The following is a 15788-nucleotide window of genomic DNA, read 5'->3' on the forward strand; positions in this document are numbered from 1 at the left end:
CACTGTCCGCCCTTGGGAGTCGGTGATGCGGCCATCGTCCAGCACCTGCAGCAGGATGTTGAAGACATCCGGGTGGGCTTTTTCCACCTCGTCAAACAGCACCACCGAGTAGGGGCGTCGCCGCACCGCCTCGGAGAGCTGCCCGCCTTCTTCGTAGCCCACGTAGCCTGGAGGAGCTCCGATTAGACGAGAGACCGAGTGCTTCTCCATGTACTCGGACATGTCGATGCGCACCATCGCCTCGGAAGTGTCGAAGAGGAACTCCGCCAAAGCACGGGCCAGCTCGGTTTTCCCCACGCCAGTGGGCCCCATGAACAGGAAAGAGCCGATGGGGCGATTGGGATCCTTCATGCCGGCCCGGGCGCGCCGAATGGCTGCCGCTACGGCGGCTACCGCCTCGTCTTGGCCCACCACCCGCTGGTGCAAATGGGCTTCCAGGCGCAGCAGCTTCTGCTTTTCCGACTCCATCAGGCTGGTGACTGGGATCCCGGTCCAGCGGGAGACGATTTCAGCGATATCTTCAGGAGTCACTTGCTCCCGCAGCAGCGGCTCGCCGTTGGTCTGCAGCTTGGCCAGGTGAGCCTCCTGCTCTTGGATTTGCCGCTCCAATTCCATCAGCTTGCCGTACTTGAGCTCGGCAGCGCGGTTGAGGTCATATTTTTGTTCAGCCTGTTCGATTTGAAGCTTGACGGCGTCCCGCTCGGCTTTAAGGCTTTGCAGGCGTTCAATAGCCTCTTTTTCAAATTGCCAGCGAGCATTCAACTCCCGTTGTCGCTCCGTCAGGTTGGCCAGCTCCTGCTCAATTTTGCTGAGGCGATCTCTAGAGGCAGCATCATCTTCTTTTTTCAGGGAGAGCTCCTCCATCTGCAGTTGCATGATGCGCCGGTCGATCTCGTCCAGCTCGACGGGCTTGGAGGTGATCTCCATTTTCAGCTTGGCCGCCGCCTCGTCCACCAGGTCGATGGCTTTGTCGGGCAGGAAGCGCTCGGAGATGTAGCGGTTGGAGAGCACCGCTGCCGCCACCAAGGCGGAGTCGCTGATTTTGACCCCATGGTGCAGCTCGTAGCGCTCTTTGAGGCCGCGCAGGATGGAGATGGTATCTTCCACCGAAGGCTGATCCACGTACACCGGCTGAAAGCGGCGTTCTAGGGCCGCATCTTTTTCGATGTGCTTGCGGTATTCATCCAGGGTGGTGGCGCCGATACAGCGCAACTCGCCCCGCGCCAGCATGGGTTTGAGCAAGTTGCCGGCATCCATGGCCCCTTCGCCGGCCCCGGCGCCGACAACGGTGTGCAACTCGTCGATGAAGAGGATGATCTGGCCTTCGGATTCAGTGACCTCTTTGAGCACAGCTTTGAGGCGGTCTTCAAATTCCCCGCGGTACTTGGCCCCGGCAATGAGAGCGCCCATGTCCAGAGCAATGACTCGCCGGTTTTTCAGAGACTCCGGCACATCTCCCCGGTTGATGCGCTGGGCTAGGCCCTCCACAATGGCTGTTTTCCCCACGCCGGGTTCGCCGATGAGGACGGGGTTGTTTTTGGTGCGGCGGGAGAGCACCTGAATGACGCGGCGGATCTCGTCATCTCGCCCGATCACCGGGTCCAGCTTCCCTTCGCGGGCCGCCTGGGTGAGATCGCGGCCATAGCGCTCCAGGGCTTCGTAGCGGGATTCGGGGTTTTTGTCGGTGACCCGCTGTTTGCCTCGCACCTCTTTGATGACCGGTTTGAGGCGCTCTACCGTCAGGCCCAGGGGTGCCAAGACCCGCTTGCCCACCCGCTCATCTTGCAGGGATCCCAAAAACAAGTGCTCCACCGAGATGAAATCATCGCCGTACTCTTTGCGAAACTCCTCGGCCCGATCCAGGGTGGTTTCCAGGCCGCGACCCAAGTAGAGCTGATCCACCCGCGCCAACTTGGGCTGCTGGTTGATGAAGCTTTCCACTTTATCCCGCACCAGCCTCGGATCGATACCTGCCCGTTGCAGGAGGGTTTGGGTGAGCCCCCCCTCTTGATCCAGAAGGGAGATCAGCAAATGCTCGGTTTCCAACTGTTGCTGCTGGTGCCGCCGGGCCACATCTTGGGATTGGACAATGGCGCTCCAAGCTTTTTCGGTAAATTGATTGGGATTGGTGGGCTGCATAGGAGTTCGGCAGAGCTTTGCTACTCAGTATAGGAAGGCAATACAGACACAGGGAGCACCCTGGACTCTTTCGGGGCAGTAGAGCTGGGTGCCGGAAGCTCCGGTAGGATCTTCCTGATCTAGGTATCGCCTATTTTGCCAGAGCCAGAGTTCGCAACAACCGTCCTCTCCAGCTGCGATCCATGGAGGGATCCCCGCCTTATTCTTCTTCGTAGGGACGGCCTTCCCCGATTACCGCCAGGTCAATTTGTTGGCGGTAGTAATCCACGTTCTTAATCTGCACCTCCACCCGATCCCCCAGGCGGAACTGGCGTCGGCTCTTGCGTCCCACCAGCGCCTGCTGACGGCTGCGGTACTCGTACCAATCGTTTTTCAGGGTGCTGACCCGCACCAAGCCTTCCGCCAAGATGGGATCCACCTGGACAAAAAAGCCGTAGTTCTGGACGCCGATGATCAGGCCGGGGAACACCTCTCCCAGGTGCTTTTGCATGAACTCAGAGCGCTTCAGGCCCATCAGCTCCCGCTCCGCCTGCTGCCGGATCCGGTACCCCTCCTGAATTTTGGGCAGTTGCGCCTGGAGAAACGCCTGCCATTCCTCCTGCACCTTGGGCGGCAACACCTGCCAGTCGATTTGGCCGTAGCCGCTGGGGCCGTGCAGATCCACCACGGTTTTGGAGCGAGAGCTGCGGCGCTCGCGTCCTTTGCTCAGGGCCAGGTGCAGGGCACGCAAATTGAGCAAGTCGGCATAGCGGCGCAAGGGGGCCGTAAAGGTGGCGTAGGGTTCTTTGAGGCCCAACCCAAAATGGCCGAGTTGCTCTTCCAGAGGCTGGAGACGATACTCGACCGGGGGCAAGGTGGCTAGCATCTGCGCCACCAAGGCCGGGCTCGCGCCAGAGGCCAACACATCGGGAGCGGTGATGCGGGCACAAATCCGCTGCCAGTCCGCCAGAGTTACGACAGCGGGATCTTGCAAATTCAGATCCAGCTTCATGGCATTGGCCAGGCGCAAAAAGCTCTGCAGGGCCTCGGCGGCAGGGGCAGGCTGCACGCGGGCCAAAGAAGGGATCCCCAACTGGCGCAAATGGTGGCCCAGGATTTGGTTGGCCAGCAGGAGAATTTCCGTCATCAGGGCATGGGCGCCGAGGCGATCGCTGATCAAGAGGGGGCCGTAGCCGCTTTCATCGGCAGAGTGGGGAGTGAGCAAATCCAACAGGGGCAGGTCAAATCCCCCCGCCTGGTGACGTTTGGCCCGCAGGATCTGGCTAAGGCGCAGCAGGTTTTGCAGCAGGGCCATCAACTCCGGCACTTCTTCGTCGGGGCCCAAGTCGGCGGTGGTGGCCAAAAGAGCCTGCACCTGACCATAGGACAGGTGAGCCCGCGATTGCACCAGGCTGGGGTAAATCTCGAAGTTTTGTACCACCCCTTCTGGGTCGAGGGTCACTAGCAGCGAATAGGCCAAGCGCTCCTGCTGTGGCAACAGAGCCAGGCGGTTGTGCACCTCCGGCGGAAAGAGAGGCAGCACCATCGTATCGAGGTAGACGGTGGCCGTCCGCTGCTGAGCCTCTTGCTCCAAGGGGTGGTCGGGATCCAGCCAATGGGCCACGTCAGCAATGTGGATCCCCAGCAGCCAGTGGTCATTCTCTTGCCGCTGCAAGGAAACAGCCACGTTGGGTTCCAAGCCGTGGGGATGCTGCAGATCCAAAGGCTCCAAAGTGATGCAAAACCAATCGCGCAGATCGCGGCGGCCCTTTTGGTCAGAGCGGCTGAGCTTTTTGGGCAGAGCTGCTGCTGCCTCCAACACTGGAGCGGGAAACTCCTGCGGTAGGTCGTACTTGCAACAGACCAAATCTGCATCGATGGAGGCCTCTGGGCCGTCGCCCAAAATTTTGCGAATGGTTCCGGTTGGGGGCAGATCCCCCAGCGGGTAGCGATTCACCTCCACATAGGCCACCCGCCCCTCTGCCAGCTCGACAGGGGATCCCTCCGTCAGGGCCAGCTCGAACAGCAGCCGGTCATCCAAGGGCACCACCCGAAAACCCTGTTCCGTCTGTTTGAGGCGACCCACCAGGGCAGAATTGGCCCGCTCCACAACGGCCACCACCTCTCCCTCAGGGCTGCGGCGACGGTTGCCATCTTTGGTGACCCGCGCCAACACCTGATCCCCATTCCAGGCGCCGCTGAGGTTGCTGCCGTGGATGTACACATCCTCTACCCCCGGCTCGTCCCGAATGGCGAAGCAAAAGCCTTTGCTGGAACAGCGCAAACGCCCCACCACCAAAGATTCGTCCGGCTTGCGCCGATAGCGAGGGGGATCCCCGGATCGTTCCAGAAACCCAGCCCGCACCAGGCCATCGAGGGCAATCTCCAGCATTTCCGGCGCTTCTGGATCGGCGGACTGCAAGAGGGCAAGAAGAGTATCTTTGTCGGTCAATTGCTCGGGAGGCTGAGAGAGAAAATGCTGAAAAATTCGAGAGAAGTCCATTTTGGGTATTGGCAAAAGAGGAGAGAAGAAGAGGGGTTAAGACATCGCAAGACCCAACCCATTGGCGTTAGTCACGCTGGCCGGTGACGATAAAAGCTACCCGCTGACCGATGTTGGTGCTGTGGTCGGCCAGACGCTCCAGGTAACGGATCGCCAGCAACATCAATAGAATAGGCTCGACCGATCCGCGAATGTCAGACTGCTGCGCCAACGTATTGTAAAGGTTAGTGTAATCTTCATCAACGGCGTCGTCTTCCCGCTTCAATTGTCGGCCCAGGTCGGCGTCCAATTCTGTCAGGGCCACCAGGCTGTGGCTGAGCATTTTCTGGCAACGCTGCATCATCACCTGAATACGACCCAGCTCCGGGGGCGGCGGGTACATGACCAAGCGCAGGGCCACTTCGGCCAAATCTTTGGCGTAGTCGCCAATCCGCTCCAGATCGCGTACCAGTTGCATCAGGGTACTGATCCAGCGCAGATCCCGCGCCACCGGGGAGCGCAAGGCAATCAAATTAATACAGTCTTTCTCGATTTGACGATAAAAACGGTCAATTTGCTTGTCTTGGGCGATCACCTGTTCGGCGGCGGCCAAGTTCTGTTCAAACAGGGCCTGCTGGGCCAAGACCACCGACTTTTCCACCAGCGCCCCCATGCGCAGCACGTCCTGCTGTACCCGTTTGATGTGAAGTTGCAGCTCGGCTTGCCCCATGGCTTTCTCCCATGAATGTGGGCAGGGGGGAAATGTCTGCAGTCGTTTTGGATTCAACAGAGCCAGTTGATCTCAATCATGGCAAACTTCGCCTGGAATAGGGGCAGGGAAGATGGCCAACTTGGGGGAAGATGAAAATAGCGGTTGCCCTTTGAGGGGGATTCGTCTGTCTGGAGTTCTCGGGTTGCTTTGTCATTGAGACGGTCTCATGGCTCTCCCCCCTATCGTTGTGTTGGACGATGATCCCACCGGATCCCAAACCGTTCACAGTTGCTTGCTCCTCACCCGCTGGGATCCGCAGACTTTGAAGCTGGGGTTGCAGGATAGCTCGCCAATTCGCTTTATCCTCACCAACACCCGATCCCTGCCGCCGGCCAAGGCCGAAGAGGTGACGCGGTCGGTCTGCCGGGCCCTCAAGCAGGCCATGGGGGAGCTGGGGTGGGAGCGGGCCCTTTTCGTCAGCCGCTCCGACTCGACGCTGCGGGGGCATTACCCCCTGGAAACGGATGTGATGGCAGCAGAGCTGGGGCCTTTTGATGCCCATTTTCTGGTGCCGGCCTTTTTTGAGGGAGGGCGCATCACCCGCAACAGTGTCCACTACCTACGGGTGGGGGAGCGCTGGGTGCCGGTGCATGAGACGGAGTTTGCTCGGGATGCGGTGTTTGGCTACCACCACAGCTATTTGCCCGCTTATGTACAGGAGAAAACACAGGGGCGGATCCGGGCTGACCAAGTGGAGCGATTTACCCTGGAGCAGATTCGCTCTGGCTGTTTGCCGCGGCTGCTGGCCTTGCAGGGGAATATCTGCTGTGTAGTGGATGGAGAAACTCAAGCGGATCTGGATCGGTTTGCCCAAGATGTTTTGGCGGCAGCCTCTCAAGGCAAACGCTTTTTGTTTCGCAGTGCCGCCAGCCTCCTGACGGCTCTGGCCCAGTTGCCGCCACAACCCGTTCCCCCGGAACAGATGGGGCAGTTTGTTCGCTCCTCTCAACCGGGGGTGGTGATCGTGGGATCCCATGTGCAAAAGTCCAGCCAGCAGTTGGCCCGCCTTCTGCAGGAGCCCGAAACCCAAGGCATCGAGGTGGAGGTGAGGCGACTATTGGATCCCGACGCGGAGCTGCTGCCAGGGATCCTGGCCCAAGTTCACAGCGCCTACGAGAAGGGTCTGACGCCGGTGGTCTACACCAGCCGAGAGGAACTGACTTTTGAAAAGGGCTCCGTGGAAATGCGCCTAGCTTTTGGGCAGAAGGTTTCCCGGTTGTTGATGGGTGTGGTGCAGGGGCTGCCAGAAGGGATCGGCTATCTCATCAGCAAGGGCGGCATCACCTCCAACGACACCCTCAGCGTTGGCCTCAACTTGCCGGCGGTGCGTCTGCTGGGGCAAATTTACCCAGGGATCTCGATGGTGATCACCCCGTCCGATCATCCCCGCTTTCCCAACCTGCCGGTGGTGTTGTTTCCGGGCAATGTCGGCGAGGCGGATACGCTGCTTTTGCTCCACCGTCGCCTCAAAAGTCGGGGCTTGATTTAGGGTGAAGAGGATGGTCTTGTGGGTTCCTGATACATTTACGCTGAACACTGCTGAACATCACTGTTCAACTATGCAGCGATAGCATTCTGTTTGTTTCCATTCGCGTTAGCGGGACGGAGTCCAAACAGAATGGCGGTATCCCGCAAAGCTTTGAGTAGAATACCCAAAGCGCAGTTTCCGTGTCGTCTTACTACCAATTTTCTGCTTTGCTTTGGCTACCATGTTGGCAGACTCGAAAGTAAACAGAAAGATCAACTGGTAGTAATCCGTACTGAACATATTATACATTATTTTCAGTATAGTTGAGCTTATTATTGACTAGAGTCATGCTCCTGCCGATGGCTGAAGTTGTCCCCCCGCCGGAAGCCTTGCCCGCCTCGGATGCCTGGTGGGGATCCCTGCGGCAGAGGCGGAGGGAGTTACCGCCGACAGTCGTGCAGCAGGCTTCCCAGAGCTTGGGCAGCTGGGAGGTGGATGTTGTCATTGCCGGTGGCACCCTGGGGATCTTCTTGGCAGCGGCTTTGGCCAAGCGGGGCTGGCGGGTGATCCTGCTGGAGCGCGGGATCCTACGGGGGCGGGAGCAGGAGTGGAACACCTCACACCAGGAGCTGCAGGTGTTGTTAGAGCTGGAGCTGCTTACCCCGCCCGAGTGGGAGGCAGTCCAGGTTACCCACTACCCGAGGGGGCGGATTGGCTTTGGGGATGGCCCCAGTTGGTGGGTGGAAGGGGTGCTGAATGTGGGGGTGGATCCAGTCAGCCTCCTGGAGTTCCTCAAGCAGCATTTCCTGGCCTGGGGGGGCCAAGTGTGGGAGCAGACTGCCTTTCAAAGTGCCACCGTTCACCCCGATGGGATCTGCCTCCAGACCACCAAGGGACAGATCCGTGCTCAACTGCTGGTGGATGCCATGGGGCACCGCTCGCCCATCGCGGCCCAGGCTCGCCAAGGGCAGCCGCCAGATAGCGTCTGTCTGGTGGTGGGATCCTGTGCCCAAGGGCTGCCAGACCAACCCAGCGGGGATCTCTTCTACAGCTTTACCCCGGCCCAGAATGGCTACCAGCCCTTTTGGGAAGCCTTCCCCGCCCGCGATGGGCGCACCACCTATCTTTTTACCTACTGCGACCGGGATCCCCGGCGGCCTAGTCTAGAGCAGCTCTGGCGGGATTACTGCCGGCTGCTGCCAGCCTACCAGGGGGTGGAGCTGGCCCAGATCCGCTGGGTGCGCAAGCTATGTGGCGTTTTCCCCGCCTACCGCCGCAGCCCGCTGCAACTGCCCTGGGATCGCCTATTGGCGGTGGGGGATAGCAGTGGCAGCCAGTCGCCTCTAAGCTTTGGCGGCTTTGGCGCCATGTTGCGCCACCTGGATCGCCTACAGCAGGGGATCCACGAGGCCCTGGCGCAACGGCAGTTGAACCAGGCAGCCCTGGCCCTGCTGCAACCCTACCAGCCCAACTTGGCCGTGACCTGGCTATTTCAGAAGGCCATGATTCCCCCTCTGCAGAACAAAAGTTGGGATCCCAATAGCATTAACCGCCTGTTGAGCAGGGTGTTTGCGGCCATGGTTGCCGCTGGCCCCCAGGTGGTGCAGCCCTTTTTGCAGGATGTGGTGCAGTTTGGCGGCTTGGCCCAGGCCCTGTGGGGGGTGACGCGTCGGGATCCCAGCTTGGTAGCCAGACTTTTGCCTCGGTTGGGGTTGCCGGAGCTGGTGGCATGGGCGGGCCACTTTGGCGCCCTTGGCCTCTACGAGCTGCTGCAAAGGCTAACAGATCGCCCGGAGCCGGAAACCAACCCCCAGGACTACTTCTGGAAGCGGCGCCGCGAGGCTTGGCGCTACGGCTGCGGTCAAGATTACAAGTTATTTCCATAGTGATTCTGTAGATATTCTATCTGAAAATAGGGGCTTTGAACGAGCTTGAGACGTTCCCCTGACAATCTGCACCGCCGAGGCCCTAACTCGCAGTTTTTATCTCATTAGGAAGAGGAAAGTTGAGAGCCAAGGAGCGGTTGCACTACTGTAATTCAACATAGCTGCAATCAAGACACTCAAGAGATATCGAAACATTGTCAATGTGATCAAGCTCACCATTACGTTTCATGACGTTTGATATCCATAGTGGAAGAGTTGGGAATTCTTTATCCATCCACTCGTCAGTGTAGGAGTTAGCCATGGTTATTCTCGACTACAGCGATACAGACAGTGGCTTCTGGGCTTCGACTCCTCAGGGTTTGGTGGAGGTGATCAAGTTTCAGAATCACTTCTACGCCCTTCGGCAAGTGTACAAACGCGCCCAAGACGCGATATCTGCCTGTCGCGCCGACATTGAAAGGGGATTTCTTAGCATTGTGGTGCAGTTTGAGAATCACGCGGAAGTGTGGGCTCAACTGTCGCCGGGCGTACCCGTGCAGTCCCAACCAGAGGCTGCTCCTACGGGCAACCCTGCCAAGCCCAAGCTGACCTATCGCGGCCAACCGGTGAGCAAACCTTCCCGAAATCCCAGCCTCGCCCGCAGGCCCTTGCCTGACTCCCTCTATTTCCGCGGCGCGAAGATCGGCTAGACCGTTTCCGTTTGCCAGGTCTGGAGCGGTCGAGATTTCCCTTCTGGCCGCAGCCATCTGCGTTAGCGGTGCAAAGCACCATAGAGGCCCACCCCATAGCCCAGTACCTCAACCGGATCCCCTTGGCTTTCTGCTGGCAGTTGGGATCCCTTTCCCAACCACTGGGTCTCATGGCTGTCCAAAAGTTTTTCCCAGGTGCCGCTGGGCCATTGGGTATAGGTGACTGGCTGATCGGGGCTGAAATTGAAAAGGGCAAGCAAAGCCTGGGATCCCTGGCGGCGGTGCAGAGCTAGGCCAGAGTTGGAAAAGAGCTCCACTTCCACCCCGTCCCGCTCCAAGTGCTGGAGAGCCGGTTGGGTTTTGCGCAGCCGGATCAGGGCCTGGTACCACTTCCAGAGAACCTGGTGGTGACCGGCCTTTTTCAAGTCCCAATTCAGCTTGGAGCGCAGGAAAGTCTCTTCAGCTTGGGGATCCGGCGGCTCTCCCTGCCAGGCAAAGGCGCTGAACTCGCGGCGGCGTCCCTGTCGTACCGCTTCCACCAGGTCGGGATCCCCGTGGCTGACAAAATACAGAAATGGCGCCACTTCCCCATACTCTTCCCCCATAAATAGCAGCGGCAGCATGGGAGCTAGCAGCAGGGCAGCGGCAGCCAATTTGAGGCCCTCGAAAGAGGTGAGCTGGCTAAGGCGCTCTCCCAGCCTGCGGTTGCCCACCTGGTCGTGGTTTTGAATGCAGACAACAAATTGGGATCCCGGTCGCCCAACAGCGGAGTTGCCGTGACGCCTGGCGCGGTAGCAGGAGTACTGGCCAGAATAAACGTAGCTCTCCCGGTAAGCCTTGGCCAGGTGCTCCAATTCGCCAAAGTCCTGGTAGTAGCCTGTCTTTTCCCCGGTAAGCAGGGTGTGAAGTGAGTGGTGGAAGTCATCGCACCACTGGGCATCTAGCCCGTAGCCCCCTTGCTCTCGGGGGGTGATGAGGCGGACATCGTTGAGGTCGCTTTCGGCAATGAGAACCCTGGGCCGGCCAGTGCGAGCTTCTAGGGCATCCACCTGCTCTGCCAATTCCTGCAAGAAGGGGTAGGCGCTGAAGTCGTAGATGGCATGCACCGCGTCCAGCCGCAGCCCATCGAGATGAAACTCCTCCAGCCAGTACTCGGCGTTTTGTAGGAAAAACTCTCGCACGCCGTCAGAATAGCGGTCGTCGAAGTTGAGGGCATCCCCCCAAGGGGTGTGGTACTTGTCGGTGAAGTAGGGGCCAAAATCCCGCAGGTAGTTCCCCTCCGGCCCCAGGTGGTTGTAGACCACGTCCAAGATGACGGCCAAGCCCAGTTGGTGGCAGGCGTTCACCAGGGCTTTCAGATCTTCAGCTCCCCCATAGGCGGTCTGCACCGCGTAGGGATAAACACCGTCGTAGCCCCAGTTGCGTCCCCCCGGGCATTGGGCCACCGGCATCAGCTCCAGCACATTCACCCCCAACTCTACCAATTCCGGCAGGCGAGGGATCAGGGCGGCAAAGGTGCCCTCAGGGGTAAAGGTGCCCACATGCAGCTCGTAGAGGATCCACTGAGACAGGGGGATCCCCTTCCACCCCTGATCCTGCCAGTCGAAGTGGGGATCCACCACCCGCGAAGGGCCGTGGACGCCGTAGGGCTGGCAGCGGGAAGCGGGATCCGGCCGCTCCACTACCCCTGCTGAGGTGTGCAGGCGGTAGAGGTAGTCCACTGGCCCAGGTGGGATCCCGTCCACCTCCCCCTGCCAATAGCCCTGCTCATCCCGCACTAGAGTAAAGCAACGTTGGACAGGGCTGAGCAGCTTCAGCTCCACCCGTTCAAGCAGAGGCGCCCATACGGAAAAACGATAGCGACCTTGGCCCAGGGGATAGGCCCCAATTCGCCCGATCTCTGCGTGTTGCAAGGGAGTGGAGAAAAGGTGTGGCACGAAACTCACCCGGAAAACCCGGCTTCTACTATAGCGGGGCTTGATCCCAAGAGTCCTCAGAGTGGGTTCTCGGCTCCTCCCTCTGCCATAGTGGAATGGGTCTCCAGCGATTAGGTCTTATGCTCAACTATCCCCCCAGCTATCCCGATCCCACTGTTGTGGACATCTACCACGGGCAGGCGGTACCGGATCCCTACCGCTGGCTGGAGGATCTGGATTCGGAGCAGACGCGGGCCTGGATTGAGGCGCAAAACCACCTTACCTTTAACTACTTGCAGCAGATCCCAGCCCGGCAGCGGATCCGAGAACGCCTGACCCAGCTCTGGAACTATGAAAAATACAGCCAGCCCTTCAAAGAAGGGGGCCGCTACTTCTACTTCAAAAACGACGGCCTGCAAAACCAGAGCGTTCTCTACACCCAAGAAAGTCTAGAGGGCCAGGCGCGGGTTTTGCTGGATCCCAACACCTTCTCGGAAGACGGCACGGTGGCTCTAGCGGGCATTGCCATCAGCCGCGCTCGCGACAGCGGTGCGGAGCACGCTGGACGGTATCTAGCCTATGGCCTCTCCTGCTCCGGCTCCGATTGGCAAGAGTGGAAGGTGCGGGACATCGAGACCGGCGAGGATTTGCCGGATCACCTGCGCTGGATTAAGTTCTCGGGAGTAAGCTGGACCCTGGACGGGCAGGGATTTTTCTACAGCCGCTACGACGAACCAGCCCCGGGCAGCGAATACGAAAGCGCCAACTACTTCCAGAAGCTCTACTACCACCGCCTGGGCACCCCCCAGTCAGAAGATGTTTTGGTCTATCACCGCCCCGACCAAAAAGAGTGGGGCTTTGCCGGCGGGGTTACTGAAGATGGGAATTACCTCATCATCTCCGTCTGGCGGGGCACGGATCCCAAAAACCTCATCTTCTACAAAGACTTGCGGGATCCCCAGTCTCCTGTAGTAGAGCTCATCCGCGAGTTTGAGGCCGAATACAGCTTCGTGGGCAACGACGGATCCCGCTTTTGGCTGTTGACGGACTGCCAAGCTCCTCGGCGGCGACTGGTGGCCATCGACTTGGAGCAGCCTGACCGGGTGCAGGAGGTGATCCCTGAGGCGGAGGAGACCCTGCAGGGGGTTAGCTTGATCAACAATCAGTTTGTGGCCTTCTACCTCAAAGACGCCCACACCCAGATCAAGACCTTTGCTTTAGACGGCACCTACCTAGGAGAAATCCCGCTGCCCGGGCTGGGATCTGCCAGCGGCTTTGGCGGCAAGCGCTACGACACCGAGACCTTCTACACCTTTACCAGCTTCACTACCCCGCCCACCATCTACCGCTACGATTTCACCAGCGGCACCAGCACCCTGTTCCGTCAGCCCCAGGTGGATTTCAATCCCCAGGCCTACGAGGTGCAGCAGGTGTTCTACACCAGCAAAGATGGCACCCGCATCCCCATGTTTCTTGTCCACCGCCGCGGCCTGGCTCGGACAGGGGATCACCCCACTCTGCTGTATGGCTACGGCGGCTTTGGCATCTCTCTTACCCCCAGCTTTTCAGTGGGTCTGGTGGCCTGGCTGGAAATGGGAGGGGTTTACGCCCAGCCCAATTTGCGCGGCGGCGGCGAGTACGGAGAAGAGTGGCACCAGGCGGGCACCAAGCTCAACAAGCAAAAGGTGTTCGACGACTTTATTGCCGCTGCCGAGTGGCTGATAGCCCATGGCTACACCAACCCCGCCAAGTTGGCCATCTCCGGCGGCAGCAACGGCGGCCTGCTGGTGGGGGCCTGCCTGGTTCAGAGGCCGGAGCTGTTTGCAGCGGCCCTGCCGGCAGTGGGGGTGTTCGACATGCTGCGCTTTCATAAGTTCACCATCGGCTGGGCCTGGATCTCCGAGTACGGATCCCCGGAGAACCCGGAGGAATTCAAGGCCCTCTACGCCTATTCCCCTCTGCACAACCTCAAGCCCGGCACTGCCTATCCCGCCACCCTGATCACCACCGCAGATCACGACGACCGGGTGGTGCCCGCCCACAGCTTCAAGTTTGCCGCTGCCCTGCAGGCAGCCCAGGGGGGATCCCAGCCCATCCTCATCCGCATCGACACCAAGGCAGGGCACGGGGCCGGCAAGCCCACCAGCAAGCTGATTGAGGAAGCTGCCGACCGCTGGGCCTTTTTGGTGCAGGTGCTAGGGATCCCCTGGGACGGAACGGGAAGTTAGCGAGCTCTAGGACCCAGGCCCACCCGACCGGCATAAACTGCCGCTTCCCCCAGCTCGTCTTCGATGCGCAGCAGTTGGTTGTACTTGGCAATGCGCTCGCTGCGGCAGAGGGATCCGGTTTTGATCTGCCCGGCACGGGTGGCCACCGCCAAGTCGGCAATGGTGGTGTCTTCCGTCTCGCCAGAGCGGTGGCTGATGATGGTGCGAAAGCCGGCTTGAACTGCCAATTGGATGGCCGAGACGGTCTCCGTCAGGGTGCCGATTTGGTTGGGCTTGATCAAAATGGCGTTGGCGGCGGCGCTGTCGATACCCTTTTGCAGGCGGGTCAGGTTGGTTACAAACAGGTCATCTCCCACCAGCTGTACCCGGGATCCCAGTTGAGCGGTCATGGCTTGCCAACCGGCCCAGTCTTCTTCCGCTAGCCCATCTTCAATGGAAAGGATGGGATAGTTGGCCAGCAGTTGCTGGTAGTAAGCCACCATATCAGCCGCGCTGTGGGCTTTGCCCTCAAAGTGATATTGCCCATCCTGCAGCAGCTCGTTGGCGGCCACATCCAAGGCCAAGGCGATATCTGCTCCCGGTTTGTAGCCTGCCTGTTCAATAGCCGTCATCAGCAGATCCAAAGCCGCCGCATTGGAGTCGAGATCAGGAGCAAACCCCCCTTCATCCCCCACACCGGTGGACAGCCCCTTCTGCTGCAGCACTTGTTTTAGTACCGCAAACACCTCAGCCCCGTAGCGCAGCGCCTCGCGAAAGCTGGCCGCTCCAATGGGCACAAGCATAAATTCTTGAATATCGACGTTGTTGTCGGCGTGGGCGCCGCCGTTGAGCACGTTCATCAGCGGCACCGGCAGCAGGTTGGCAAAGGGCCCCCCCAGGTATTTGTAAAGAGGCAAGCCCACTGCTTCCGCAGCCGCTTTGGCTGTCGCCAGAGAAACTGCCAAAATAGCGTTGGCCCCCAGGCGGGACTTGTTGGGGGTGCCGTCCAGGTCGATCAGCAACTGGTCAATACGGGCTTGGTTGAGGGCATCTTCTCCCTGCAGCTCCGACTGGATGGGGCCAAGGATGTTTTCCACCGCCCTCAGCACACCCTTACCGCCGTAGCGTTTGGGATCCCCGTCCCGCAGCTCATGGGCCTCAAAGGTACCGGTCGAAGCGCCGCTGGGAACCTGCGCCAAGCCCGTTGCTCCATTGGCTAGACCCACCAGGGCTTCTAGGGTGGGACGCCCTCGCGAGTCGAGGATCTCATGGGCGGTAATCCACTCGATGGCTGTTTCCACAGTTACACCTCAGCAATTGGCTAGACAGCTCTGGCCAAAGCCAGATCCCCCCATAGACTAGTGGATTCTTGCCCGCGATCCGGTCAGCTTCCAGAAAACTTTAAGTCTGTCCTTCGGGCACAGAGATTCTTCAAGGCTGCAGCAGTAGATTGAACATAGGCCGGCCAGAGCTTCAACCAACCATCGAGCGGGGTTTGCCTGGGCAGGGTGCTACTCAGGAGGTGTTCTCCTCTTCCTTCTAGGCAAAGCGATGGCTCAGCCGCATCGGGTCGTGTACGGTGATCTTCTTCTTGTGAATGGAGATGTACTTCTTCTTGCGCAGCTCTCCCAACAGGCGGGTGATGGTGACGCGGGTTGAGCCAATGGCCTCGGCAATGGCCTGGTGAGACAGCTTGAGATCGATGGTGACCCCATCTGGGCCAGGCACCCCGAAATCGCGACAGAGAATCAACAAAAAGCTGACCAGACGGGATCCCATGTCGCGATGAGCCAGTGTCTCGATCATCATCTCCGTTTGCAAGATACGAGACGACAGGCTTTTAACCAGCAACATGGCCAGTTCGGCGTTCTCCTGCAAGGATTTTTCCACCTGCTCGATCGGTAGAGAGAGTAACTCGGTAGGTGTAAAAGCCACCGAGTGATAAAAGCGGTCGGAGCGCTGTCCCGTGATAAAGGAGAGCACGCCGAAGATGCTGTTTTCCCGCAGGAGGGCAACGGTGATTTCCTCTCCCATTTCGTAGACCCGCGAGAGCTTAACGGCTCCCTTTACCAAAAAGTAAACCCGCTCCGCCGGATCCCCTGGAAAAAAAATGGTCTTCCCGCGCTCGAACGTTTCGATAACCGGAGGATGGTGAGGGCCTCCCAATTGCTTGAAGGCTGTGATCAGAGATTTTTCCGCTACGGCCACCGCCATACTCATCAACCTTTTAAGGTCAGTTTGTACCTAAGA

10 protein-coding genes are annotated in these 15788 nt (G+C 59.3%); 4 read left to right on the forward strand and 6 right to left on the reverse strand.

Annotation, left to right across the window (positions count from 1 at the left end; translation table 11 throughout):
• The 3 genes from ACVW0B_RS09855 to phoU form a co-directional block, all read right to left on the reverse strand.
• A partial coding sequence (locus tag ACVW0B_RS09855) for an AAA family ATPase (protein WP_457385074.1) occupies positions 1–2139 on the reverse strand: 2139 nt, incomplete at its 3' end.
• A gap of 199 nt (positions 2140–2338) precedes the next feature.
• On the reverse strand, positions 2339–4621 hold the full coding sequence (locus ACVW0B_RS09860; RefSeq protein WP_457491581.1) for a ribonuclease R family protein: 2283 nt from the start codon (positions 4619–4621) through the stop codon (positions 2339–2341).
• 67 nt (positions 4622–4688) lie between these two features.
• Positions 4689–5330, reverse strand: a complete 642-nt coding sequence (phoU, locus tag ACVW0B_RS09865; RefSeq protein WP_414357802.1) for a phosphate signaling complex protein PhoU — start codon at positions 5328–5330, stop codon at positions 4689–4691.
• Positions 5331–5538: 208 nt separating this feature from the next.
• On the opposite strand from phoU, the gene ACVW0B_RS09870 reads away from it, so the two are divergent.
• The 3 genes from ACVW0B_RS09870 (at position 5539) to ACVW0B_RS09880 (ending at position 9415) form a co-directional block, all read left to right on the forward strand.
• Positions 5539–6861: a four-carbon acid sugar kinase family protein gene (locus tag ACVW0B_RS09870; protein ID WP_457491582.1), complete on the forward strand. Its 1323-nt coding sequence runs from the start codon at positions 5539–5541 to the stop codon at positions 6859–6861.
• 338 nt (positions 6862–7199) lie between these two features.
• The gene (locus tag ACVW0B_RS09875) at positions 7200–8726 is read left to right on the forward strand and encodes an NAD(P)/FAD-dependent oxidoreductase (RefSeq protein WP_457491583.1); all 1527 of its coding nucleotides are present in this window, start codon (positions 7200–7202) and stop codon (positions 8724–8726) included.
• A 299-nt stretch (positions 8727–9025) separates the two neighbouring features.
• Positions 9026–9415 carry a hypothetical protein gene (locus ACVW0B_RS09880; protein ID WP_457404955.1) on the forward strand — a complete coding sequence of 130 codons (390 nt, stop codon included), beginning with the start codon at positions 9026–9028 and terminating at the stop codon, positions 9413–9415.
• A 62-nt stretch (positions 9416–9477) separates the two neighbouring features.
• Here ACVW0B_RS09880 and treZ read toward each other — a convergent pair whose 3' ends face one another.
• A complete protein-coding gene (gene treZ / locus ACVW0B_RS09885) occupies positions 9478–11304 on the reverse strand; it encodes a malto-oligosyltrehalose trehalohydrolase (RefSeq protein WP_457491595.1) in 1827 nt (608 codons plus the stop codon).
• A 167-nt stretch (positions 11305–11471) separates the two neighbouring features.
• Between treZ and ACVW0B_RS09890 the strand changes: the two genes are divergently transcribed.
• The gene (locus ACVW0B_RS09890; RefSeq protein WP_457491584.1) at positions 11472–13559 is read left to right on the forward strand and encodes a prolyl oligopeptidase family serine peptidase; all 2088 of its coding nucleotides are present in this window, start codon (positions 11472–11474) and stop codon (positions 13557–13559) included.
• Here the strand turns inward: ACVW0B_RS09890 and eno are convergent.
• Both eno and ntcA read right to left on the reverse strand, forming a co-directional pair.
• On the reverse strand, positions 13556–14839 hold the full coding sequence (gene eno, locus ACVW0B_RS09895) for a phosphopyruvate hydratase (protein WP_011434092.1): 1284 nt from the start codon (positions 14837–14839) through the stop codon (positions 13556–13558). The genes ACVW0B_RS09890 and eno overlap by 4 nt on opposite strands.
• Before the next feature lie 238 nt (positions 14840–15077).
• Positions 15078–15752, reverse strand: coding sequence for a global nitrogen regulator NtcA (ntcA, locus tag ACVW0B_RS09900; protein WP_011434093.1), 675 nt, complete (start codon positions 15750–15752; stop codon positions 15078–15080).
• Positions 15753–15788 lie beyond the last annotated feature (36 nt).

The organism is Thermostichus sp. MS-CIW-23 (genome assembly GCF_054059455.1).

Coding starts and splice junctions, on each gene's coding strand:
- ACVW0B_RS09860 (WP_457491581.1), bottom strand. CDS start 4,621: ATGGACTTCTCTCGAATTTTTCAGCATTTTCTCTCTCAGCCTCCCGAG.
- phoU (WP_414357802.1), bottom strand. CDS start 5,330: ATGGGGCAAGCCGAGCTGCAACTTCACATCAAACGGGTACAGCAGGAC.
- ACVW0B_RS09870 (WP_457491582.1), top strand. CDS start 5,539: ATGGCTCTCCCCCCTATCGTTGTGTTGGACGATGATCCCACCGGATCC.
- ACVW0B_RS09890 (WP_457491584.1), top strand. CDS start 11,472: ATGCTCAACTATCCCCCCAGCTATCCCGATCCCACTGTTGTGGACATC.
- ACVW0B_RS09880 (WP_457404955.1), top strand. CDS start 9,026: ATGGTTATTCTCGACTACAGCGATACAGACAGTGGCTTCTGGGCTTCG.
- ntcA (WP_011434093.1), bottom strand. CDS start 15,752: ATGGCGGTGGCCGTAGCGGAAAAATCTCTGATCACAGCCTTCAAGCAA.
- ACVW0B_RS09875 (WP_457491583.1), top strand. CDS start 7,200: ATGGCTGAAGTTGTCCCCCCGCCGGAAGCCTTGCCCGCCTCGGATGCC.